The organism is Ralstonia sp. 24A2 (assembly GCF_051783885.1).
Classification (GTDB): domain Bacteria; phylum Pseudomonadota; class Gammaproteobacteria; order Burkholderiales; family Burkholderiaceae; genus Ralstonia.
Genome location: NZ_JBPVZD010000002.1, coordinates 641,709 through 664,928, shown reverse-complemented (window position 1 = coordinate 664,928; position 23,220 = coordinate 641,709). Strand labels below are relative to the sequence as shown.

Below are 23,220 nucleotides of genomic sequence, written 5' to 3'. Positions count from 1 at the left end.
TTTCAGGCGGTGGTTTCAGACGGCGAGCGCCTCTTCGCGCAGCAGACGCCGCAGCACCTTGCCAGTGGACGTGGCCGGCAGCGCATCGTGGAACTTCACCCGGCGCGGCACCTTGTACGGCGCCATGTTGTCGCGCGACCAGGCAATCAGCTCCGCCTCGGTAAGCGTGACGCCATGCATCGGCACCACGTGCGCGCAAACAACCTCGCCCTTGTCCGGATCGGGGATGGGCGTGACGGCCACCTGGCGGATGCCCGGGTGGCGAGAGAGCAGCGCTTCCACCTCTTCCGGAAACACGCTGTAGCCCGACACCTTGATCATCTCCTTGATGCGGCCCTGCCACTGCAGATACCCATCGGGCGAGAGTTGCCCAATGTCACCGGTGCGCAGGAAGCCGTTCTGCAACGCGGCGCGCGTGGCTTCGTCGCGCTGCCAGTAGCCACGGAACACGCCAGGACTGCGGATGGTGATCTCGCCGGCCTGACCGGGGGGCAGTTCGGCGCCGGTGTGCGGATCAACGATGCGTACCTCGGTCTGCGGGACGATCTTGCCGTGCCAGCCCCAGCGCGGCGCGTCGGGCGGGGTGATGGCATCACAGGTGTGGGTTTCCGACAGGCCGTAGGCGGCCTCGTAGATGCTGCACTGCCGGCCGGCAAAAGCGCGCCACTGCTCGGCAATCGCCTCGGTGAGCGTCACACCAAAGCTCGTGCACGGGTTGGCCACCAGCGATTCCATGCGGTACTGCGTGGCGTCCGGGTGCGCCATCACCGCCAGGTTCATCGGCGTCATGCTGTACCAGCGCGTGACGCGGTAGCGGTCAACCGCCTGCAGTACGGCCAGCGGGTCGAAGCGATAGAGCAGGATGGTGGTTGCGCCGGAATACAGCATCACGTTCATGCCCATCAGCATGCCGGCAATGTGCGACAGCGGCGCCACCGCCAGCATCACATCGGATGCATGCACGCCGCTCACCTGCGCCGTGACGGCCGTCTTGTATAGCGCATTGCGGTGCGTGAGCATCGCCCCCTTTGGGCGGCCGGTGGTGCCCGACGTGTAGATCATCAGCGCCACCTCATCCAGGTCGACCTGGATGGCGGTGACCGCATTGCGCTCAGCCACGTCCACGGGCTCGGCCAACAGTTGCATCAGGTCGAGCTGCGACGCGCCAGGCTTGTTCTTGAGCGGCGGCGCGGATGACGCATCGGCCGCAATCAACTCCGGCGGCACCGCCAGCGCCTTGCGGCATGCGGGCTGCGAGGGCTGCAGATCGGCATAGCGCGTGGTGATGACGGTAGAAACCGACGTGCCCGGCCGCGCGGCCTCGACGATCGGCATCAGGTCCGCCGCCGCCACCAGGATCTTCGCGCCGGAATCGGCCAGTTGATCGCGCAACTCATGCTGACGCGACAGCGGCCCGCACGGTACGACGATACCGCCCAGCTTGGCCGTGGCCAGATGCGCCAGGATGGCCTGTGGACAGTTCTGCAGGAACAGCGCCACGCGGTCGCCGCGCGCCACGCCCAACCGTTGCAACTGCACCGCCAGCCGTGTCGAGAGCTGATCCAGCTCGCGCCAGCAGATCGTGCGGCCGTACCAGAGCAGGGCAATGCGCTCAGGCGTCTGCTGCGCATGGTGGGCGCAATACCGGTGCAGCGGCATTTCGCCTGCCAGGTAATGGACCGGTTCGCGATTCTGGATCGTCATATGGTGTCTCCTCGGCGGTTGGCATCGCAGGGCAATGCCTGGGCCGTGATGGCTGCCCTCGTCTCGGGGCGCTCATGCGGGGCAGGTTTCGTGGCATCCATCTTTCGAGTATGACGAGCCCGCCTTGCGGCTGCCGCATCGATTTGCGCAAGACGCTGTTCCACCCGCAATCGCAGCGAAACGTGATCTCACGCAGGACAGATTCCGAGAAAATCTACCGTTCGGTATAGAGTCTCGGCGCAAACCTGCTGCGACGTCAATCAGGGAGAAGGCGGATACGCAGCCTCAGCAGCAATGTCCATGAAGTGTAAATAGCACAGTCACTTATGAATGAGCGTGCACTCACATTCCATGATTCGACTCGGACAGTGAATTGCGCAGACAACATTAAAAATTTGCCGCCACGACAGATTTGTTCTATTTTTGACAACAAATCATGTGAGAGGCTGGAATGGATCGTTTGCAGTCGATGCGGGTGTTTTCCAAGGTGGTGGAGCTGGGCAGCTTCGCCCGGGCGGCCCAGCATCTGTCGATGAGCAATGCCGTGGTCACGCGCTACGTGGCCGACCTGGAGGCGCACCTCGGCACGCGCCTGCTCAACCGCACCACGCGCAGCCTGTCGCTGACGGACGTGGGCGAAACCTACCTGCAGCGCTGTCAGCAGATCCTGCTCGACATTGACGAGGCGGAATCGCTGGCCACGTCGCGCAGCCAGGCGCTGGTGGGGGGATTGCGTATCGTCGCCCCGGTGATGTTCGGGCTGCACGTGCTGCCCATGCTGCTGGCGCGCTTCCAGCAGCTCTACCCGGAAGTGACGTTTGACGTGGCGCTGTCCGATCGTCCAATCGACATCGTCGAAGACGGCCGCGACGTCGGCATCATGGTCTCGGAACTCGGCCTGGGCTCGCACCTGGTGGCGCGCCGCATGATCTCGGCCGAAATGGTGATGGCCGCCACGCCCGCCTACCTGCGCCAGCACTCCACGCCGCAGCGTGCGGAAGACATTGCCGAACACCGTGTGATTGCCATGTGGCACCCGCAACTGCGCCACGAGTGGGAGATGAGCACGCCCGACGGTCAGTCGATCTCGGTGCCGGTGCAGCCATCGCTGGTCACCAGCAACGCGGAGCTGATGCACCGCGCCGTGCTGGCCGACATGGGCATCGCCATTCTGTCGTCGTACATGGCGCGGCCGGATCTGGAATCGGGCAAGCTGGTGCGCGTGCTGCCGCAATACAAGCTGCCGCACCGGTCGTTGTCGCTGGTGTACCCGAGCCGCAAGTTCCTGCCGACCAAGGTGCGCACCTTCATCGACTACATGCTCGCCCAGGCGATGGAGGTCAAGCACAGCGAGGCACGTGCCGGCCGGGGCTTGAGCGAAGCCGCGTAAGTCGCAACCGCATCGCCAAAACAAAACGGGAGGACAGTGTCCTCCCGTTTGCGTTGGTGCCGGTGAAACCGTGATCAGGTTTCGCTGGTGCTTTCTTCGTCAGTCTCGGCCTCGGCGGCTTTCTTGCGTGCCGGGGCTTTCTTGGCAGCTGTCTTCGTGGCCGTTTTGGTCGCCGTCTTTGCCGGGGCCTTCTTGGCAGCCGGTGTCTTGGCCGCTGCGGTCGTCTTCTTCGCAGCAGTCTTGGCGCCGGGCTTGCCCTTGCCTTCACCTCGCGGCTCGAACTCGAAGCCGATCTTGCCGTCCGGCTGCTTGACCAGGAACGCCTTGAAGTTGCGGCCCGTGCGTGCGGACTTGAAGCCGGTCAGCAGATCGGTCTTGCCTTCGGTCAGCAGTTTGCCCAGTTGCTCGCGGCTGATCTCCTGCTGCAGGATGATCTTGCCGGTGGTGAAATCGCAGGTCTTGGGCTGCGCCACGGCGTTTTCGCACACGTACTTCAAGCCGTGTTCGTAGACGTTCCCGTTGCACTTCGGGCAATGGCCGACGCTTTCCTGGCCGGAGAAGTCGACCGGCTCGCCGTCGTCTTCATCGTTCTGGCCGAAGTCGAACTCCATCTTCCAGTGGCCATCTTCCTGCGCCAGCTTGAGGATGGCCGCAAACGGCCGGCCCATCTTGCTGCGGAAGCCCTGCAGCGGGCCGATGGTCTTGTTGATCAGCAGCTCTTCCACCTCGTCCAGCTCGAACTGGCGGCCGCCCGGGATCTTGCTGATCGAGAAGTCGCAGTGGCTGCAGGCGAAGCGGCGGTAGTTCTCCTTGACCACGTGGCCGCACTGCGGGCACGGCGTGGCCAGCGTCGCGTAGTCGCCGGGGATGGTGTCGCTGTCGTATTCCTTGGCGCGCTTGACGATCTGCTGCGTCATCTGCGCGATCTCGCGCATGAATTCATCGCGCTCCAACTGGCCGCGCTCGATGAGCGAGAGCTTGTGCTCCCAGCCACCGGTCAGTTCGGCTTGCGTGAGTTCTTCCACGCCCAGGCCGCGCAGCAGCGTCATCAGCTGGAACGCCTTGGCGGTCGGGATCAGCTCGCGGCCTTCGCGCACGAGGTATTTCTCGCCCAGCAGACCTTCGATGATGGCCGCGCGCGTGGCTGGCGTGCCCAGGCCCTTGCCGGCCATGGCTTCACGCAGCGCATCGTCGTCAACCAGCTTGCCGGCACCTTCCATGGCCGAGAGCAGCGTCGCTTCGTTGTAGCGTGCGGGCGGCTTGGTGGTCAGGCCCACCGGTTCGACCTTGTCGGTCTTGACCTTCTCGTCCTTGGCGACTGGTACGAGGTTCGCATCCTCGCCCTGCGCTTCACGGCCGTAGACGACCAGCCAGCCCGGGTTCACCAGCACCTTGCCTTCGGTCTTGAAGTGATGCCCGGCCACCTCGGTCACGCGCGTGGTGACTTGGTATTCCGCCGCCGGGAAGAACACCGCCAGGAAGCGGCGCACCACCAGGTCGTACAGCTTCTGTTCCGGCTCCGACAGGTTCTTCGGTGCCTGCAGCGTCGGGATGATGGCGAAGTGATCGCTGATCTTGCTGTTGTCGAAGATCCGCTTGTTGGGCTTGACCCACTGGTTGGCGAGGATCTTCTTCGCGTGCGTCAGATAGTTGGGCGAGCTCTCGCCCAGCATGTCCAGCGTCTGCTTGACCGTGCCCATGTAGTCTTCGGGCAGCGCGCGCGAATCGGTACGCGGGTAGGTCAGCACCTTGTGCTTTTCATACAGCGCCTGCGCCAGGCCCAGCGTGTTCTTGGCCGAGAAGCCAAAGCGGCCGTTGGCCTCGCGCTGCAGGCTGGTCAGGTCAAACAGCGCCGGCGACATCTGCGTCGACGGCTTCGATTCTTCCGTCACCGTGCCAGTCTTGTCGCGGCATGCGGCGACGATGCTCTTGGCCTCGGCCTCGCTCCACAGACGCGAGTCGCGTCGTTCGGGGTCGAACTCGTCCTTCTTGAACTTGGGGTCGAACCAGCGGCCTTCGTACAGGCCGGCTGCGGCGATGAATTCGGCGCGCACTTCCCAGTAATCGCGCGGCACGAAGCGTTTGATCTTCTCTTCGCGCTCCACCACGATCGACAGCGTCGGCGTTTGCACGCGGCCCACGGTGGTCAGGAAGAAGCCGCCGCCCTTGCTGTTGAAGGCGGTCATCGCACGCGTGCCGTTGATGCCAACCAGCCAGTCGGCCTCGGAGCGGCAACGGGCGGCATCGGCCAGCGGCATCATGTCTTCGTTGCTGCGCAGCTTGGTAAAGCCGTCGCGGATGGACTGCGGCGTCATCGACTGCAGCCACAGGCGCTGCACCGGCAGCTTGGTGTTCGCATGCTGCGCGATCAGGCGGAAGATCAATTCACCTTCGCGCCCCGCGTCACAGGCGTTGATCAGGCCGGTCACGTCTTTACGCTTGATCAGGCGCGTCAGCACCTTCAGGCGGGATTCCGATTTGGCGATCGGGCGCAGGTCGAAGTGCGGCGGGATCACGGGCAGATGGTTGAAGCTCCATTTGCCGCGCTTGACCTCGTATTCGTCGGGGGCAGCGATTTCGACCAGGTGGCCAACCGCCGAGGAGAGGACGTAGTCGTCGCTCTCAAAGTACTCGTCGTGCTTGGTGAAGCCACCCAGCGCGCGCGCGATATCAGCGGCGACCGACGGTTTTTCGGCAATGATGAGGGCCTTGGACATGTGAGCGGATCCTGGCGATCGCAAGCAATCAGGTAAACAAGAGCAAGAGGTCGCTTTCTATTAGCGGCCGTTCGCGTGGGTTTTGTAGAGTCTTATGGCAACGCGTGCCGACTTCAAGTGCTGCCGGCGCCTATCAAAGCGCACATTCAGGCAGTCTGCCCCAAATTTGGCCGCCAATCATAAGCGCGGTTCCTTTTCAGGTGCAATAGAGTGACGCAGACTTCGCCTTGCATTGTCAAGGCTCGCAATCAGGCCGATTGCAGCAGCCAGCCACGCAAGTCGGGTGCCGCCGTCACGGTTGGTGCGACGCGCAAATCACGCGAAAGCATGCCTTCCACCACACCGGCATGCGGCAAGACGGGGCCGAAAAACAACACATCGCCGGCGTCATCCATGCGTTGAATCAGCAGGGTGGGGAAGTTTTCGACATCGAAATCGCCCAGGGCGTCGGCATGGTCTTCCACGTCCACCCAGACGAAGCAGCATTCCGGATGCCGCGCCGCCAGCTCGGTAAACGTCGTGCGGTAGCTGCGGCAGGTGCCGCACCACTCGGCGCACAGGCACGCGACCAGCAACTGCCCCGCGCGCATGCGCGTGTGCAGGGTGGCGGCATCAGTGTCAGGCGAGAGCAATGGCATAAACAACGGCTGCTGGCGACAAGCAAGTGACGAATTCGGGTCGCGCCTATTGTAGGCACGCTTTCACGGAAGCCGCAGGAAGCGACCGCCGGGCTGGCGCTCCACGCGCCCCTCCAGTTCCAGCGCCAGCAACTGCGCCGACAACGCGGCAGCGGCTTGGCCTGTGCGCTCGCACAAGGTATCCAGATCGACGGGGTCGAAGCCGAGCGCATCCAGCAGCAGCGTTTCAGCGGCAGTGGGCGCGGGGCGCGCGACCGGTGCCGGCGCAATCGCAGCATCCTCGGCCGGTACAGCGCGCGAGGCACGCTTGACCGGTGCGGTGGCACGCCCCCAGCCCAGCTCATCGAGGATGTCGGCGGCGGTTTCTACCAGCTTGGCGCCCTGCTTGATCAGCAGATGGCAGCCCTTGGCCAGCGGCGAGTGGATCGAACCCGGGATCGCAAACACATCGCGCCCCTGATCGGCGGCCAACCGTGCGGTGATCAGCGAACCGGACTGCGCCGCCGCTTCCACCACCAGCAGCCCGCGTGCGAGACCAGCGATCAGGCGATTACGGCGCGGGAAGTTCTCAGCCCGCGCACCCATGCCCAGTGGGTATTCGGAGATGATGACCCCAGCCTCGGCAATGCGGTGCGCCAGCGCCCGGTTGCGCGCCGGGTAAACAATATCGAGGCCCGTACCCACCACTGCGATGGTGCTGCCGGCCCCGTTCAGCGCGCCCTCGTGTGCCGCCGCATCAATGCCGAGCGCGAGGCCGGAGACCACCGTCACGCTCGCGGCAGACAGTGCCTGCGCAAACGCGCGGGCGTTGTCGATACCAGCCGCCGTAGCGCTGCGCGCGCCCACCACGCCTACTGCTGCCGCACGCAGCAGCGACACATCGCCTTTGGCGTACAACACGGTCGGCGGGTCAGTCAGTTCCAGCAAGCGGGGCGGATAGCCGCGATCAGCCAACGTAAAGACGGCGTTGCCCGGCTCGTTCGCCCATGCCACGGTACGTTCAATGAGGGCTGTCAGCGCTTCGTCCGGCGCAGCCAATAGCGCGCGCGCCTGCCGCTCAGGCAGCACCTTGGCGAGCGCGGAATACGGCTGGGCGAAGATGTCTTGCGGCAACCCGAAGGCCGCCAGCAACTGACGCGCAGCAACGGGGCCAATACCGGAGGTTTCTGTCAGACGCAGCCACGCGGCCAGCTCGGCCGGATCGCGTGTGCAGGAGAGGGAATCTGTGGCGTCGGTCGCGGCACACGCCGCGACCTGTGAGGCATCGGTCAAATCAGGACTGGGGTCAGAGCGATCAAGGTTGCCGTTCAGGGCTGTGTGAGCGGGTTATCGACCGCATCGCCCACCTCGACGGTGTTCGACGAGTCCGTCACCAGCGCGTAGGCCACATGCGGGAACACGCGGAACACGAACGCCAGACCGTAACGCTCCTCCGGCAGTTGCACGGCTTCGCCGCCAGCGGTCCGATCCTTGACGACCGAACCTGCGCGCGACAGCGCCAGCACGTGGCCAGCTTCCAGCCCCTGCTGAGTGCCGATGTTCAGCACGACCACCTGATCTTTACCGCCAAAACGCACGCCGCCCGTCACCTTGGCAACCACGCCATGCACATCGCCTTCCGGCGCATGCGGCACATACCGCACCGGCACGCGCGGCGGCACCGGCATCAGCTGCGTGCCCACGCCCATTTCCTCCTTGGACGACAGCACTTCCATCTTGGTCACGGCCTGCGGACCAGCCGCCGCGCGCACCACGCGCAGCGTGCCGAGGAAGTCGGCCTCGTAGCCGAGCACGTTGCCGGTGACCGGGTCCTTGAGCGGCTTGACCGGGCGATAGGCTTGCCACTCGGTGCCAGCTTGGCCGGCAACGCCGTCCGGCAGGCCACGAGCGTAGGCGCTCTCGCCCTTGCCCAGATAAACGCGGCCTTCCGGCAGTTCGAAGACGCGTGCCGGCGTGGCGAGCGTTTCCTCATCCACGACGATCGGCTGCGTCAGAAACGGCTCGATGACCGAGGCGGGAATGCTGGAGATGGCGTCGCCGTCCTGACCCGTCACACGGGTGTGTGGCGACAGGCGCACCGTGCTGCCGTCCGCCGAAGCCGGCGAGCTCGACAGCCAGGCGCGGCCGTTGGCGTGATTCAGATACAGCACCTGGCCCGGATAGATCAGGTGCGGGTTGCGAATCTGCTCACGGTTCATGCCCCACAGCTCGGGCCAGCGGTACGGCCGCTTGAGGAACTTGCCGGAGATCGCCCACAGCGTATCGCCACGGCGCACGGTGTACTGCGTGGGCGCATTTGCAGCGAGTTCGGATTCCGGGATACCGGCTTGCGCGGCCGCTGTGGCCTGTGCCTGTTGCGCCTGCGAGACAGTTCGCTCGGCGGCATGTGCAGCGCCGACACAAAACAGCGTTGCCGCGGCAACCGCAGACAGGGCGCAAACGTAAGACTGGCGCGCTTTCGTGGCAGATTGCGTAGCGGGCTTGATAAGCATCGGTGTGTTACGATGGCGCATTATTCTATGAAGAATCGGCGAGTGGTCCGCGTGCCTGTCCGACGCCTGGCCGCCGCCGCTGCACGCTTCGGTGCGTTGCAGCTAGAGGGGTATGACATCGAACATTCGTCAGGCTTTTTCCTAAGCCATGTGGCGGATAGCGCCCCCGATTCTGCATGACATTCCAAGCGATCGCAATTGAAGGCAACCCCTCGTTAGCGTGGCCTTCCGCAACCGTTGTTGCCAAGCATCATGGCCCTACTGAATATCCTGCAATACCCTGATCCGCGGCTGCACAAGGTCGCGAAACCTGTCGCCGAAGTGGACGATCGCGTCCGCAAACTGGTCGCCGACATGGCCGAGACCATGTACGAAGCACCTGGCGTGGGCCTGGCTGCCACACAGGTCGACGTGCATGAGCGCGTGATTACCATCGACGTGTCGGAGTCGCGCGACGAACTGCGCGTGTTCATCAACCCCGAGATTGTCTGGGCAAGCGATGAGCACAAGGTCTGGGACGAAGGCTGCCTGTCCGTGCCCGATATCTACGATAAGGTCGAACGCCCCGATCGCGTGCGCGTGCGTGCACTGAACGAGCGCGGCGAGACCTTCGAGCTGGAGGCCGATGGCCTGCTGGCCGTGTGCATCCAGCACGAAATGGATCACCTGATGGGCAAGGTGTTCGTCGAATACCTGTCGCCGCTCAAGCAGACGCGCATCCGCTCCAAGCTCAAGAAGCATCAGCGCGATCTGGAGCACCAGCGCTGATCCCACGTTCATGCCACCTGACGCAGACGCGCGCGCTCACCCCCTCCCGCTGATGTCGACCGCACCCGCCGACGCCGGCCCGGACACGCGCACACGCAGCCTCACCGCCGTGCTGGTGCGGCACTGGCGCGTGATCGTCGTGCTGATGGTCTGCGCGTACTTTGTTGCGGGCACGTTCTGGCGCGCGCCGTGGAAAGCCGACGAACCGTACTCGTTTGGCGTGGTGCTCAACATCATCGAGCGCGGCGACTGGGTGATCCCCAACGTCGCCTTTGAGCCGTTCGTCGAGAAACCCCCGCTGATGTACTGGACCGGCGCGCTGGCCGCGCTGGCCGTGCCGGATCTGCCGCCGCACGAAGCCGTACGCCTGGCCGTGCTGTTCTGGATGGCGCTAACGTGCCTGGCGGTCTGGCGCGCAGCGCGCCTGCTGCGCGGCGAGGCCCGCGACTGGCGCATGCGCGTCGGAGCGCAACTGGCGCGCGGACGCCCCGGCCTGACGCTAGCCGAACGCCGTACTGCCGGGCTGGATGCCGGCGGCGCGGCATTGCGTGACTACGCGCTGGGTGCGCTGCTACTGTTCGCCGGCTGCATCGGGCTGGCCGAGCACGTCCACAAGTTCATTGCCGACGTGCCGCAACTGGCCGGCACCGCCATCGCGCTGTATGGCCTAGTGCGCTATGTCAAGGCAAGCGAGGCGGGCGGCGTGCACGGCGTCGATGTGCTTCGCCCGGCGCTGTGGTTCGGCACGGGTGTCGGCGTGGCGTTCCTGGGCAAGGGCGTACTCGTGCCGGGCCTGTTCGCGCTGACCGTGTTGGCCGCCATGGCGCTGCTGCCGGACTTCCGCAATCGCCAGGCGTGGCGCTTCTACGGGTTGTCGCTGCTGGCGGCGCTGCCTTGGCTGGTGATCTGGCCGGCCATTTTCTGGCATGAATCGCCGGATCTGTTCATCGAGTGGTTCTGGGTCAACAACCTTGGCCGCTTCTTCGGGTTCTCGCACCTGGGCGGTGAGAACGGATCGATCATCACCACCGTCCGCTCGATCCTGCTGACCGGCACGCCGGCCGTGTGGCCGGCGCTGGCGGTGCTCGGCATCTCGCTCTACAAGCTGGTGCGCCAGCGCGGACGCGGCGCGCGGGCAGCCTGGCTGCTGCCGTATCAGGGACACCTGGTGGTGGCGCTGTTCGTGCTCGTGACGATTGCTGTGGTGCTGCGCTCGGCCGTGCTGCGCGATGTGTACCTGATGCCGCTGCAACCGGCGCTGGTTCTGATGGGTGCGCCGATGCTGCTGCTGATCCCGCCGGCGTGGCGTGCGCGTGCCTGGGCGCTGTCGGTGGCGTTGTTTGGCGCGCTGGGGCTGGTGGTCTGGAGTGTGTGGGCCACACTCGTCACCAACGGTGGGCAGTCGCTGCCGGGCTGGTTGGCCAAAATGCTGGGCCGCGTGCTGCCGCTACCGTACGACATGCTGCTGCATCCGATCGCCGTACTGGCGGCAGCAGGCATCACCGTGCTGTGGGCCATCTGCGTGTGGCTGCGGCCAGCGCGTTCGGGTGTGGTGGCGTGGGCCGCCGGTCTTGGCATGGTGTGGGGCCTGCTCGGCACGCTGCTGATGCCCTGGGTGGACGATGCCCGCAGCTACCGCCCCTTGTTCCAGGCGATCAAGCCGGTACTCGAATCCGCGCAGATCTGCGTGGCCACGCGCGGCATGGGCGAAAGCGAGCGCGCGCTGATGCACTACGAAACCGGCGTGCGCCCGGTCAAGTGGCTGCTCGGACACAGCGGCGCGGGCGACGATCACCGCCCTAACCCGACCGCGCGTACCTGCGACCTGATGCTGGTGCTCGAAAAACGCCCAGAGCACAGCCGACGCCGTCCGCACGGCGACAACTGGGAGATGGTGTGGCGCGGCAGCCGCCCCGGCGACACCAACGAAACCTTCTCGCTGTTCCAGCGGCGCAGCAACGGCGTATCCGAGACGCTGCCCGCTCCCGAGCCCATCGTCCCGCTGACCGACACGCCGCATCGCGGCCGTTGAGTCCAATGCGCTACGCTGTCGTGTAGCGCGTTTTCCTTTTCCGCTTCCCGCTCTCTGCTCCATGACGTCCACCCTTCGCGTAGCGTTTGCCGGCACGCCTGAATTTGCGCAGATCGCCCTGGCGGCGATCCACCAGGCCGGTTTCCCAATCGTTGCCGTGCTGAGCCAACCGGACCGGCCGGCCGGCCGCGGTATGCAGTTGCAGGCGAGTCCCGTCAAGCAATACGCGGTGTCGCATGGGTTCGCGCCGATCCTGCAGCCGCCCTCGCTACGCCGCACGGGCAAGTATCCGCAGGAAGCCGCCGACGCCATCGACGCACTGGCCGCGCAGCGCCCCGACGTAATGGTGGTGGCAGCCTACGGCCTGATCCTGCCGCAGGAGGTGCTGGACCTGCCGCGCTTCGGCTGCATCAACATCCACGCATCGCTGCTGCCGCGCTGGCGTGGTGCAGCGCCCATCCACCGTGCCATCGAGGCCGGAGATGCCGAATCGGGCATCACGCTCATGCAGATGGATGCAGGCCTCGACACCGGCGACATGATCAGCATGGAGCGCGCGCCCATCGGCCTGACCGACACCACGGGCACGCTGCACGACACGCTGGCCGCGCTTGGTGGGCGCATGGTGGTGGAGGCGCTGTCCAGGCTCGCGCAGAACGGCACCAAGCTGCCCGCCACACCGCAACCGACCGAGGGCGTGACTTACGCCGAGAAAATCGCCAAGGACGAAGCGGCGCTTGATTGGTCGCGCCAGTCCGCCGCGCTGCTGCGCCAGGTGCACGCGTTCAACCCGTTCCCGGGGGCGTCAGCCACGCTCGATGGCGTGGCGATCAAGTTCTGGCAGGCCGCGGCGCTGGCCGACAAGCCAGCCGATGCCGAACCCGGCACCGTACTCGCTGCCAATGCCGACGGCGTGACGATTGCCTGTGGCGCCGGCGCGCTGCGCGTGACACAGTTGCAGAAGCCGGGTGGCAAGCGTCTGCCCGCGCGCGAATTCCTGCAAGGCCTGGCGATCCAGCCGGGCCAGCGCTTCGCCTCGCGCACCTGAACCGCCACCATATCCCTATCTATATAGAGAGGAAGGACCTCGCCATGACCACGCTGGGCATCGTCAACCTGCCGCTCTTCATGCTGGCCGTGTTCCTGCTGAACGTCACGCCCGGGCCGGACACCGCCTATATCGTTGGGCGCAGCGTGTCGCAGGGGCGGGTGGCCGGGCTGATGTCGGCCCTGGGCGTGTCAGCCGGCTGCTGCGTGCACGTGCTGGCGGTGGCGTTCGGGCTGACGGCGCTGCTGGCGGCCTCCACCGTGGCCTTCACCGTCATCAAGGTGGTGGGCGCGTGCTACCTGATCTACCTCGGCGGCCGCATGCTGCTGGCGCCGCCCCAGCGTGACGATGCCCCCGCCGAAAGCGGCGCCGAACAGGCCGCCGCGGCCAAGCGCCCGCGCCCACTCAAGGCGTTGTTCATGCAGGGCTTTCTCACCAATGTGCTGAACCCCAAAGTCGTGCTGTTCTTCCTGTCGTTTTTCCCGCAGTTCGTCGATCCGCATGCCAGCCACAAGGCGGCAGCGTTCCTGGCGCTGGGCGTGGTGTTCATCGCCATGTCGACGATGTGGAACAGCATGGTGGCGTGGGTGGCGGCCAGCGTCACCCGCCGCGTGGCGGGCAAGCCGGGCATCAAGCGCTGGCTCGATCGCGTGGTCGGTACGGCGTTCATCGGGCTGGGCGCACGGCTGGCCTTCACCACCCGTTGATGCGTCAAGCGTCATCTGCGGCGAAATATCGCGCAAATCCTTGAATTTTCAGAGATTATCGCGATCTAAGAGACTCGAAAAACGGTTCTGCGCCCTCGCCGGAACCCCCTAGACCCACAGGAGCCACGCCCCCATGTTCAACTGGATCAAGACCTTCATGCTGATGGCAGCGATCACCGCGCTGTTCATCGTCATCGGCGGCATGATCGGCGGACGCAGCGGGATGATGCTGGCGCTGCTGTTCGCGCTGGGCATGAATTTCTTCTCGTACTGGTTCTCCGACAAGATGGTCCTGCGCATGTACAACGCACAGGAAGTCAACGAGACCAGCGCGCCGCAGTTCTTTCGGCTGGTGCAGGAGTTGGCGGGCCGCGCCGGCCTGCCGATGCCGCGCGTCTACCTGATCCAAGAGGATCAGCCCAACGCCTTCGCCACCGGCCGCAACCCCGAGCACGCCGCAGTGGCAGCCACCACCGGCATCCTCAACATTCTGAGCGAGCGTGAACTGCGCGGCGTGATGGCGCACGAGTTGGCCCACGTGCAGCACCGCGACATCCTGATCTCGACCGTCTCGGCCACCATGGCCGGCGCGATCTCTGCGTTGGCCAACTTTGCGGTGTTCTTCGGCGGGCGCGACAGCGAAGGCCGTCCGGCCAACCCGATCGCCGGGATTGCGGTGGCGATCCTCGCCCCGCTGGCGGCAGCGATGATCCAGATGGCGATCTCCCGCGCGCGTGAATTTGAAGCCGACCGTGGCGGCGCCACCATCAGCGGCGATCCGCAGGCCCTGGCCTCGGCGCTGGACAAGATCCACCGCTATGCCGCTGGCATCCCGTTCGCTGCCGCAGAGGCACACCCGGCCACCGCGCAGATGATGATCATGAACCCGCTGCACGGCGGCGGCCTGGCCAACCTGTTCAGCACGCACCCGGCCACGGAAGAGCGCATCGCGCGCCTGATGCAGATGGCGCAGACCGGTCAGTATCCGAGTTAAGCGAGCGCTTCCTTTATACTTCTGCAGTCCGCACGAGCCCGCCCATCGCGGGCTCGTTGCATTTCTCCCGCCTGATTTTCCGCTGCTCCGATGCGCCTGCCGCCCGACTCCCTCGCCCACGCTTTATCGCTTGCTGCTGTTGCGTTGGGCAAGCTGCGGCAGGGCACGGCATTGCCTCAGGCCATCGACACCGTCTGCCAAGGGCAGCCCGCCCCGGTGCGCGGCGCCGTGCAGGATCTCGCCTACCGCGCCACGCGCTGGCTCGGCAGCACCGACTGGCTGCTCCGCACGCTGATCCCGCGCCCGCCCGCCGAGGGCGCCGCCAACCTGCTGTGCGTGGCGCTGGCGCAATTGCTGGATGCACCGCCGCCGTACGCGCCGTTCACCGTGGTCGACCAGACCGTGCGCGCCGCCTCGGCCGATCCGAAGCTTGCGCACGGCAAAGGCATGGTCAACGGCGTGCTGCGGCGTTTCCTGCGCGAGCAGGGCGAACTCGTCGCGACCATGCAGGCCGACCCGGTGGCCGCCACCAACTATCCGCAATGGTGGATCGACGCCGTGCGCAGCGCCTACCCCGGCGCGTGGCAGGGCATCCTCGCCGCCGGCAACCGCCGCCCGCCGATGGTGTTGCGTGTGAACCCGCGCCGCGTCGCCATGGATGATTACCTCGCCCAATTGGCCGAGGTCGGCATCGACGCCGAACGCGTCGGCGAGCAGGCCGTACGCCTGGCGCGCGCCGTACCGGTAAGCGAGCTGCCCGGCTTTGCTGACGGCGATGTCTCGGTGCAGGACGCTGGCGCGCAACTGGCTGCAGTGCTACTCGATGTAGCGCCGGGCCAGCGCGTGCTGGATGCCTGCGCCGCGCCCGGCGGCAAGACCGGCCATCTGCTGGAACTTGCCGACAACCTAGACGTGACGGCACTCGAATCCGACGCCGCACGCGCCGTGCGCATCAACGAGAATCTCGCACGCCTATCCCAGACCGCCACCGTTTGCGTGGGCGATGCGGCCCGACCTGACACCTGGTGGGATGGCCGCCAGTTCGACCGCATCCTCGCCGATGTGCCCTGCTCGGCCGCCGGCATCGTGCGGCGCCACCCGGACATCCGCTGGCTGCGCCGCCCGGCTGACCTCAGGGCATTGGCCGCCCTGCAACGCGACATCGTGCGCGCGCTCTGGGCATGCCTCTCGCCCGGTGGCAAGTTGGTTTATGTCACGTGTTCGATTTTCCCGACGGAGGGGGAAGCGCAAGCCCGATGGTTTGAAAGCCATCTCGAAGATGCGATACGATTGCACGCGCCCGGCCAGTTGCTGCCGGCCTCGCCCCATACCGATTCGGCGGCGCCGGCTGACGGTTTCGTCCCAGGTGTCTCTCCATTGCCGCTCGACCACGACGGTTTCTTTTACGCGGTGTTCCAGAAACGGCCTTGATGCGACGACCGTTGTGACTGTCTTCCTCCGCCCATCGCTCCAGTTGCTGCCCGCCCGATTCCGGCAGATGCTGCATCAGCTTGTCGTCTTGGTCATGTTGTGCCTGCTGTGGCCGACCGCGCCGTCCGCACAAACCATCGAAGTCAACCGCACCCAGCTGGAATACGCCGACGGCGGCTGGAACCTCACTGCCGATTTCGATTTCGATCTGCCGAGCAACCTCGAAGATGCGGTCAACAAAGGCATCGCGCTGTATTTCCTTGTCGAGTTCGAGCTGATCCGCCCGCGCTGGTACTGGTTCGATGACCACGCCGTCAGCGCCACGCGCGTCGTACGCCTGTCCTACCACCCGCTCACGCGCCAGTACCGTGTCTCGACCGGTGGCTTGCAGGTGCCGTTCTCGCGCCTGAAGGACGCGGTCGACTTCATGCAGCACGTGCGCGGCTGGCGCGTGTTCGAACGTGGCGCCGTCAAAGCCGGCGAGACCGTGCAGGCCGAAGTGCGCATGCGCCTGGACGTGACGCAGTTGCCCAAGCCGTTCCAGATCAACGCCGTCAACACGCGCGACTGGAACCTGGCTTCCGAGTGGAAGCACTTCAGCTTCCTGGTGCCGAACGAACCGGCATCGCCGCCGCCGGCACAACAACAGCCCACGCCGCCGGTTTCCGCACCTGCTGCCAGCACGCCCGCGTCTTCGGCGTCGGCACCCAGTGCGCCTGGCCTGTCGCCCAGCCCAGGCTGGGGCATGAGCGCCGGCCCGAGCAACGCTGGTTCGCTGCTGGCGCCCGCCAAATGATCTTCGACCGCAGCTACAAGCGCCTGCTGTATCAGGTGGTGGCGGGCACCATCGTCTTTCTGGCGATCGTGCTGGTGGGGCTGCTGGCCGCTGCGTCGGCCAACACCGAATTCTTCGACCGGTATTTCACGCTGCTCTACAAGGTCAACCTCGTCATTGGCGTGCTGCTGGTGGTGATCATCGGCGGGTTGATGCTGGCACTGGTCCTGCGCGCACGGCGCGGCAAGTTCGGTACGCGGCTGATGACCAAGCTGGCCGTGTTCTTTGGCGTGGTGGGCGTGCTGCCAGGCGTGCTGATCTATCTGGTGTCGCTGCAGTTCGTCTCGCGCAGCATCGAGTCGTGGTTCGACGTGAAGGTCGAGTCAGCGCTGGAGGCCGGGCTGAACCTCGGCCGCACGACCATGGACAGCGCACTGGCCGACCTGCAGAACAAGGGCCGCCTGATTGCCGAACAGGTGGGCGACGGTTCCGCCTCGGCCACCGCCATCACGCTCAATCGCCTGCGCGAACAGTTTGGCGTGCAGGAAGCGACCATCTTCACCGCCAACGGCCGCGTGGTCGCCACCGCATCGAGCACCTACGACACACTCGTGCCGAGCCTGCCCGACCAGGCCATCCTGGAACAGGCGCGCGCGCCCGGCGGCTACGCCAGCCTCGAAGGCGGCAGCGACAGCGAGGGCGACACCGGCCCCACGCTCTCCACGCGCAGCAACAACCGCCACAACGATCTCTACCAATTGCGCGTGGTGGTGGCATTGGGCACGACCTCGCGCGAGGAGCCCACGCTCGGGTCAAGCTCGCCGGCGCGCAAGTGGGCCGGCACGGGCCTGCTGGCCGACCGCCGCTCGGAAGACGGCAACGGGGGCGTCTCGCGTGGCTTTGGCCTGACGGGCGAAACCGGCCGCGAAGAGCGCTTCCTGCAGCTCGTGCAGCCGGTGCCGCAGGCGCTCGCCCGCAACGCAGACGCCGTGCAGCGCGCGTACCAGGAATATCAGGAAAAGGCGCTGGGCCGCACCGGCCTGCGCAAGATGTACATCGGCACGCTCACGCTCACGCTGTTCCTCGCCGTGTTCATCGCGGTGATGCTGGCGTTGCTGCTCGGCGCGCAGCTGGCACGACCGCTGCTGATGCTGTTGCAGGGCACGCGCGAGGTGGCCGAAGGCGACCTCTCGCCCAAGCGCGAGCTGCACACGCGCGACGAGCTCGGCCTGCTGACGCAGCAGTTCAACCAGATGACGCGCCAGCTGGCCGACGCACGCCGCGCGGTGGAGCAGAACCGTGCAGCACTCGAGCAATCTAAAGCCTATCTTGAGAGCGTGCTGACCAACCTGACCGCAGGCGTCTTCGTGTTCGACCATCGCTTTGTCCTGCTGACCGCCAACCCCGGTGCCGAGCGCATCTTCAAGCAACCGTTCGGCGCGTGGGTCGGGCAGGGGCTGGCCAGCATCGTGCCGCTGTCGGCTTTTGATCAAGTGGTCGAGCAGGCTTTCGCAGAACAAGACGCGAGTACCGCGGCCGGCGGTGCAGCAGCCCACTGGCAGAAGCAGGTGGAGATTCCGCTCGAAGACGAAGATGAGCCGCTCACGCTGCTGGTGCGCGGCACGCGCCTGCCGGGGCCGTCGGTGGGTGCGCACGGCACGGAGCGCGGCTACGTCGTGGTGTTCGACGACATCTCCGACGTGATCTCGGCGCAGCGTTCGGTGGCGTGGGGCGAAGTCGCGCGCCGCCTCGCGCACGAGATCAAGAACCCGCTCACGCCCATCCAGCTCTCGGCCGAGCGCCTGGAGATGAAGCTCTCGCCCAAGCTCACCGACACCGATGCCGAGGTGCTGCGCCGCGGCGCCACCACCATCGTCAACCAAGTCGCCGCGATGAAGCGCATGGTGGACGACTTCCGCGACTACGCGCGCACACCGCCCGCTGTACTACAGGAGCTGGACCTCAATGCACTCGCCTCCGAGGTGCTGCACCTGTACGGCATCGATCACCCAAGTCAGCACGATCACCCCGTCATCGAGGTCAAGTTGAGCGACGGATTGCCGTTGATCAAAGGCGACCCGACCCAGCTGCGCCAGGTCATTCACAACCTGCTGCAGAACGCGCAGGACGCCGTGGCCGAGAACGAAAGCGCCGGAAGACCTGCCGCACATGTCATGTTGCAAACTGACACGGTAGAATACGACGACGCCTCGGGCGCGCGGCGGCAGGCCGTGCGGCTTGCGATCGCGGATAACGGCGGCGGATTTTCATCCCGCATCCTCAACCGCGCCTTCGAGCCGTACGTCACGACCAAAGCCAAGGGCACAGGATTGGGCTTGGCCATGGTGAAGAAGATCATGGACGAGCACGGGGCGCGCATCGAATTGCGCAACCGCCAATCGGGTCAATCGGGCACCGACAACGTCGGCGCCCAGGTTTCCATACTGTTCGTAAAACTTGCCTGACGCGGACGGCAATCCCGCCGCACATAGAGGAAAAGCATGGCCACCATCCTCGTTGTCGACGACGAAATGGGTATCCGGGAGTTGCTCTCCGAAATTCTCGGAGACGAAGGGCACGTTGTCGAAGTCGCCGAGAACGCGCAGCGCGCGCGTGAACACCGCGCGAACGCAACGCCCGACCTCGTCCTGCTCGATATCTGGATGCCGGATACCGACGGCGTCACGCTGCTCAAGGAGTGGGCATCGCAGGGCCTGCTGACCATGCCCGTCATCATGATGTCGGGCCACGCGACCATCGACACCGCCGTAGAAGCGACCAAGATCGGCGCGCTGAATTTCCTGGAGAAGCCCATCGCGCTGCAGAAGCTGCTGACCGCGGTGGAGCAGGGGCTGTCGCGCAGCAAGGAGAAGCCGCGCGCGGCTGCACCGCTGGCCGCACCGACTACAGGCATGGCAGGTGCCGCACCGAATGCCACCATTGCGGGTGCGCCGGCCACGGTCGATCGCACCGACATCAATGGCGCACCGGTCCGCGCGGCCGAGGGTGGCGGCATGCAGTTCTCGTTCGACATGCCGCTGCGCGAAGCACGCGACCTGTTCGAGCGCGCCTACTTCGAATATCACTTGCAGCGCGAGGGCGGCAGCATGACCCGCGTGGCCGAGAAAACCGGCCTGGAGCGCACGCACTTGTATCGCAAGCTCAAGCAATTGGGCGTCGAGCTGTCGCGCAACAAGGGCGAGCCAACCACCTGATCAGATCTCTTTTCAACAGGGCTTGACGGAAGGGGGCAAACCCTGCCATACTTACTTTTCTGTGCTGGCCCGGTAGCTCAGTTGGTAGAGCAGCGGATTGAAAATCCGCGTGTCGGTGGTTCGATTCCGCCCCAGGCCACCAAAATTCTTTGCTCCGCAAGATGCATCGATTTTGCAGGGCAACAAAAAAGACCTCCTCGCGAGGTCTTTTTTCATTTCTGCGCTACGTTCCCGCGCACCCGCCATCTCTCCATTTTCCGCATCAGCCGTCGATCTGCGGCGCAGTGTCGCAGTCACAAAAATATACCTAAGCATCTTGACGCAGCGCAGCTCAGGGTATACCTAGCGTCGCAAACTGCGCCAAACTGTCGCAGGTCTCGGTATAGTGACTCAACGCTATCAAGCGGCAAGCACAAGGAGATTCTCCATGGCACTCGTCGGCACCGGTCACCACCACTTTCATTTCCACGCTTTCGACGGCATCAGCCGCAAGACGCGGTTGACGTGGTTGCGCAATGCCGCGGCGCTAACGTGCTTGATGGCGCTGATCGCGACCATGTGGGTGGGCGGCAATCTGTCGGCCCTGATGCACACGCCGATCGTGAATGGCGTGACCCCGCTGGTCGCAGTCATGACGCTGGCCTGCTCATTCATGGCCGTGAGCCTGCTGGGTCTCATCGCTGCCGGGTTCTTCCAGTTCCGCATGGAGCAACTCGACGCTCCGGTAACCTGAGGCGCACGCGTCACCCCCACACAACGGAGGCTTCGGCCTCCGTTTTTGTTTGCCCGCCACGGCCGCACTCCTCCCGGATGCGGCCGTTTTGTTACGTGTACCGCCCGGGGTGAACCCGATATTGACTCAATTGTTTCAGCTATGTAGTTTACGAAACAGTTGAATCAAATATCGCGATCTCGATGACTTTCGAAGGGCTCATGCAGACGTTGCGCGACCGCGCCGGCGATCTGTCACCGCAATTGCAGCGCGCCGCCATGCTGCTGGAAACGCACCAGCACGATATCGCCCTGCTCTCGATGCGGGATCTGGCGCGGCGCTGCGACCTGCCGCCGGCTACGTTCTCGCGCCTTGCACGGGCGCTGGGTTTTGACGACTTTGCCGCGCTGCGCGACATCTGCGTGAACCACCTGCGTCAGCAGGCGGACGGCTTTGCCGGTCGGGCCAGCGCGCTGCAGGGTACCGATGCGGCTGGTGCGTCGGATGCCGAGCGCATCGGCACCGCCATCGGTGCGCACGTGCAATCGGCGTTCTCTTCGACCAATCTGGCTGCGCTGGAAGCTACCGCTGACGCGTTGTGTTCCGCACGCCGCGTCTATCTGCTCGGCGCGCGCAGTTGCCTCGCGCTCACGCACGCGTTCGGCTATGCCGCGCAGCTGTTCAACGACAAGGTCACGCTGTGCAGCGGGGCCGGCAACACGCTGGCTGACCCGCTGCGCTTCTGCGCCGAGGGCGATGTCGTCATCGCCGTCACGTTTGATCCGTACACGCGTGAGGTGATCGAGGCGATGCAGTACGCGCATGCGCGCGGCGCACGCCTCGTCTATGTGACCGACAGCGCGATCGCGCCCGGCGCAGAGCTGGCGTGGCAGCAACTTGTCGCGCCGGTGGCGATCCCGTCGTTCTTCCACTCGCTGGCCGCGCCGCTGGCGCTGCTCGATGCGCTGCTGATGACGTGGTTCCGCCACGCCGGTCCGACCGCACTCGCACACCTGGCCGATAGCGACGCCCAACTCAAACAGCAACAAGCCTACGTGCGCAGCGCTCGCCGCAGTGAAGCGGCTGTCGCCCATCCCGCGCCCGTGACCCCCACCCAACGCTGAGATTCCCCCGACCGACCATGACACCGTCCACCACCGCCGTCTTCCATCGCGACCCGCGCAAGACACTGCCCACCGCCGTCGGCGGCGAAGGCATGACCCTCATTGATTCCGACGGCAAGCGCTACCTCGATGCCTGTGGCGGCGCGGCCGTCTCATGCCTGGGTCACGGGCATCCTCGCGTGGTCGAGGCCATCTGCAAGCAGGTGCGCGCGCTGGCGTATGCGCACACGTCGTTCTTCACGACGGATGTGGCCGAGGAGCTCGCCGCACGCCTGACCACCGCAGCACCGGGCGATCTCGATCACGTGTACTTCGTCTCCGGCGGCTCGGAAGCCATCGAGGCCGCACTGAAACTCGCACGCCAATACTTCGTCGAGATCGGCCAGCCGCAGCGCCAGTACTTCATCGCGCGGCGCCAGAGCTATCACGGCAACACGCTCGGCGCGCTGGCGATCGGCGGCAACGCATGGCGCCGGGAGCCCTTCCTGCCGCTGCTGGTGCCCGCGCATCACGTCTCACCGTGCTTTGCATACCGCGAACGCCTCGACGGCGAGACCGACACGCAATACGTGCAGCGTCTGGCCAATGAACTGGACGCGAAGATCGTCGAGCTGGGCTCTGAAAACGTCGCCGCGTTTGTCGCCGAGACGGTGGTCGGTGCCACGGCCGGCGCGGTGCCGCCGGTGGCTGACTACTTCCGTCGCATCCGCGCGGTGTGCGACCGCCACGGCGTGCTGTTGCTGCTGGACGAGGTGATGTCCGGCATGGGCCGCACGGGCTATCTCTTTGCCTACGAAGAAGATGGCGTGGTGCCCGACATGGTTGCCATTGCCAAGGGCCTGGGCGGCGGGTATCAGCCGATCGGCGCAACGCTGGTGAGCCGCCGCATCTATGACGCCATCACGCGCGGCAGCGGCTTCTTCCAGCACGGTCACACCTACATCGGCCACGCCACGGCATGCGCGGCAGCACTGGAAGTGCAGAAGGTGATTGCCGAAGAGAACCTGCTTACCAACGTGCAGGCGCGCGGCGAGCAACTGCGCACCGCACTGCGCGCCCGCTTTGCCGACCATGCCCGCGTGGGCGATGTGCGTGGCCGCGGGTTGTTCGTTGGCGTGGAGCTGGTCGCCGACCGCGCCACCAAGGCACCGCTGCCGCCCGCGCACAAGACACACACACGCGTGAAGGCTGAAGCCATGCAGCGCGGCCTGATGGTGTATCCGATGGGCGGCACGATCGACGGCCAACGCGGCGACCACATCCTGCTCGCGCCACCATTCATCGCCACCGCGCAGGACATCGACGCCATCGTCGAACGCCTGGGCGATGCCGTGGACGCCGCCACCGCCAACGCACCGGAGGCCGTGTGGTGAACCAAGCCAGCCAGCCCATCGCCATCGCCGTTGCACCCAACGGCGCGCGCAAGACGCACGTCGATCACCCCGCGCTGCCGATCACCCCTGCTGAATTGGC

The 23,220-nt window shown here is 65.6% G+C and carries 19 protein-coding genes and 1 tRNA gene; 15 read left to right on the top strand and 5 right to left on the bottom strand.

Annotation, left to right across the window (positions count from 1 at the left end; translation table 11 throughout):
• Positions 1-15 precede the first annotated feature (15 nt).
• Positions 16-1,704, bottom strand: coding sequence for an AMP-binding protein (locus tag ACS13N_RS07900; RefSeq protein ID WP_438931139.1), 1,689 nt, complete (start codon positions 1,702-1,704; stop codon positions 16-18).
• Positions 1,705-2,155: 451 nt separating this feature from the next.
• Between ACS13N_RS07900 and ACS13N_RS07895 the strand changes: the two genes are divergently transcribed.
• Complete coding sequence (locus tag ACS13N_RS07895) at positions 2,156-3,094, top strand: LysR family transcriptional regulator (RefSeq protein ID WP_438931138.1); 939 nt, start codon at positions 2,156-2,158, stop codon at positions 3,092-3,094.
• 74 nt (positions 3,095-3,168) lie between these two features.
• Here the strand turns inward: ACS13N_RS07895 and ACS13N_RS07890 are convergent, their stop codons facing one another.
• The 4 genes from ACS13N_RS07890 to ACS13N_RS07875 all read right to left on the bottom strand — a co-directional run bounded on the left by ACS13N_RS07890 (position 3,169) and on the right by ACS13N_RS07875 (position 8,941).
• A complete protein-coding gene (locus tag ACS13N_RS07890; RefSeq protein ID WP_438931137.1) occupies positions 3,169-5,811 on the bottom strand; it encodes a DNA topoisomerase III in 2,643 nt (880 codons plus the stop codon).
• A gap of 248 nt (positions 5,812-6,059) precedes the next feature.
• Positions 6,060-6,449 (bottom strand): thioredoxin family protein, encoded by a 390-nt coding sequence (locus tag ACS13N_RS07885; RefSeq protein ID WP_438931136.1) that lies wholly within the window; start codon positions 6,447-6,449, stop codon positions 6,060-6,062.
• A 63-nt stretch (positions 6,450-6,512) separates the two neighbouring features.
• A complete protein-coding gene (gene dprA, locus ACS13N_RS07880) occupies positions 6,513-7,721 on the bottom strand; it encodes a DNA-processing protein DprA (protein WP_438931135.1) in 1,209 nt (402 codons plus the stop codon).
• A gap of 35 nt (positions 7,722-7,756) precedes the next feature.
• Positions 7,757-8,941 carry a LysM peptidoglycan-binding domain-containing protein gene (locus ACS13N_RS07875; RefSeq protein WP_438931134.1) on the bottom strand — a complete coding sequence of 395 codons (1,185 nt, stop codon included), beginning with the start codon at positions 8,939-8,941 and terminating at the stop codon, positions 7,757-7,759.
• Between the two features lie 252 nt (positions 8,942-9,193).
• On the opposite strand from ACS13N_RS07875, the gene def reads away from it, so the two are divergent.
• The 14 genes from def to ACS13N_RS07805 all read left to right on the top strand — a co-directional run.
• On the top strand, positions 9,194-9,709 hold the full coding sequence (gene def, locus ACS13N_RS07870; RefSeq protein WP_438931133.1) for a peptide deformylase: 516 nt from the start codon (positions 9,194-9,196) through the stop codon (positions 9,707-9,709).
• A 10-nt stretch (positions 9,710-9,719) separates the two neighbouring features.
• Positions 9,720-11,741 (top strand): ArnT family glycosyltransferase, encoded by a 2,022-nt coding sequence (locus tag ACS13N_RS07865; RefSeq protein ID WP_438931132.1) that lies wholly within the window; start codon positions 9,720-9,722, stop codon positions 11,739-11,741.
• Between the two features lie 61 nt (positions 11,742-11,802).
• Positions 11,803-12,789, top strand: coding sequence for a methionyl-tRNA formyltransferase (gene fmt, locus ACS13N_RS07860; RefSeq protein WP_438931131.1), 987 nt, complete (start codon positions 11,803-11,805; stop codon positions 12,787-12,789).
• Between the two features lie 44 nt (positions 12,790-12,833).
• Positions 12,834-13,496, top strand: coding sequence for a LysE family translocator (locus ACS13N_RS07855; RefSeq protein ID WP_438931130.1), 663 nt, complete (start codon positions 12,834-12,836; stop codon positions 13,494-13,496).
• 133 nt (positions 13,497-13,629) lie between these two features.
• Positions 13,630-14,490 carry a zinc metalloprotease HtpX gene (gene htpX, locus ACS13N_RS07850; protein ID WP_438931129.1) on the top strand — a complete coding sequence of 287 codons (861 nt, stop codon included), beginning with the start codon at positions 13,630-13,632 and terminating at the stop codon, positions 14,488-14,490.
• A gap of 90 nt (positions 14,491-14,580) precedes the next feature.
• Positions 14,581-15,921, top strand: a complete 1,341-nt coding sequence (rsmB, locus tag ACS13N_RS07845) for a 16S rRNA (cytosine(967)-C(5))-methyltransferase RsmB (protein ID WP_438931128.1) — start codon at positions 14,581-14,583, stop codon at positions 15,919-15,921.
• Positions 15,922-15,934: 13 nt separating this feature from the next.
• A complete protein-coding gene (locus ACS13N_RS07840) occupies positions 15,935-16,717 on the top strand; it encodes a DUF4390 domain-containing protein (protein WP_438931127.1) in 783 nt (260 codons plus the stop codon).
• Positions 16,714-19,161 (top strand): sensor histidine kinase, encoded by a 2,448-nt coding sequence (locus ACS13N_RS07835; RefSeq protein ID WP_438931126.1) that lies wholly within the window; start codon positions 16,714-16,716, stop codon positions 19,159-19,161. The genes ACS13N_RS07840 and ACS13N_RS07835 overlap by 4 nt, the downstream gene beginning before the upstream one ends.
• A gap of 36 nt (positions 19,162-19,197) precedes the next feature.
• Positions 19,198-19,911 carry a response regulator gene (locus tag ACS13N_RS07830; RefSeq protein WP_438931125.1) on the top strand — a complete coding sequence of 238 codons (714 nt, stop codon included), beginning with the start codon at positions 19,198-19,200 and terminating at the stop codon, positions 19,909-19,911.
• A gap of 66 nt (positions 19,912-19,977) precedes the next feature.
• Positions 19,978-20,053: transfer RNA gene (locus ACS13N_RS07825), tRNA-Phe, on the top strand.
• Between the two features lie 285 nt (positions 20,054-20,338).
• The gene (locus ACS13N_RS07820; RefSeq protein WP_438931124.1) at positions 20,339-20,644 is read left to right on the top strand and encodes a hypothetical protein; all 306 of its coding nucleotides are present in this window, start codon (positions 20,339-20,341) and stop codon (positions 20,642-20,644) included.
• Between the two features lie 182 nt (positions 20,645-20,826).
• Positions 20,827-21,747, top strand: a complete 921-nt coding sequence (locus ACS13N_RS07815; RefSeq protein WP_438931123.1) for a MurR/RpiR family transcriptional regulator — start codon at positions 20,827-20,829, stop codon at positions 21,745-21,747.
• Between the two features lie 17 nt (positions 21,748-21,764).
• A complete protein-coding gene (locus ACS13N_RS07810; RefSeq protein WP_438931122.1) occupies positions 21,765-23,120 on the top strand; it encodes an aspartate aminotransferase family protein in 1,356 nt (451 codons plus the stop codon).
• Positions 23,117-23,220: 3-keto-5-aminohexanoate cleavage protein (locus ACS13N_RS07805; protein WP_438932810.1), on the top strand; the 104-nt coding region annotated here is incomplete at its 3' end. The genes ACS13N_RS07810 and ACS13N_RS07805, both read left to right, overlap by 4 nt.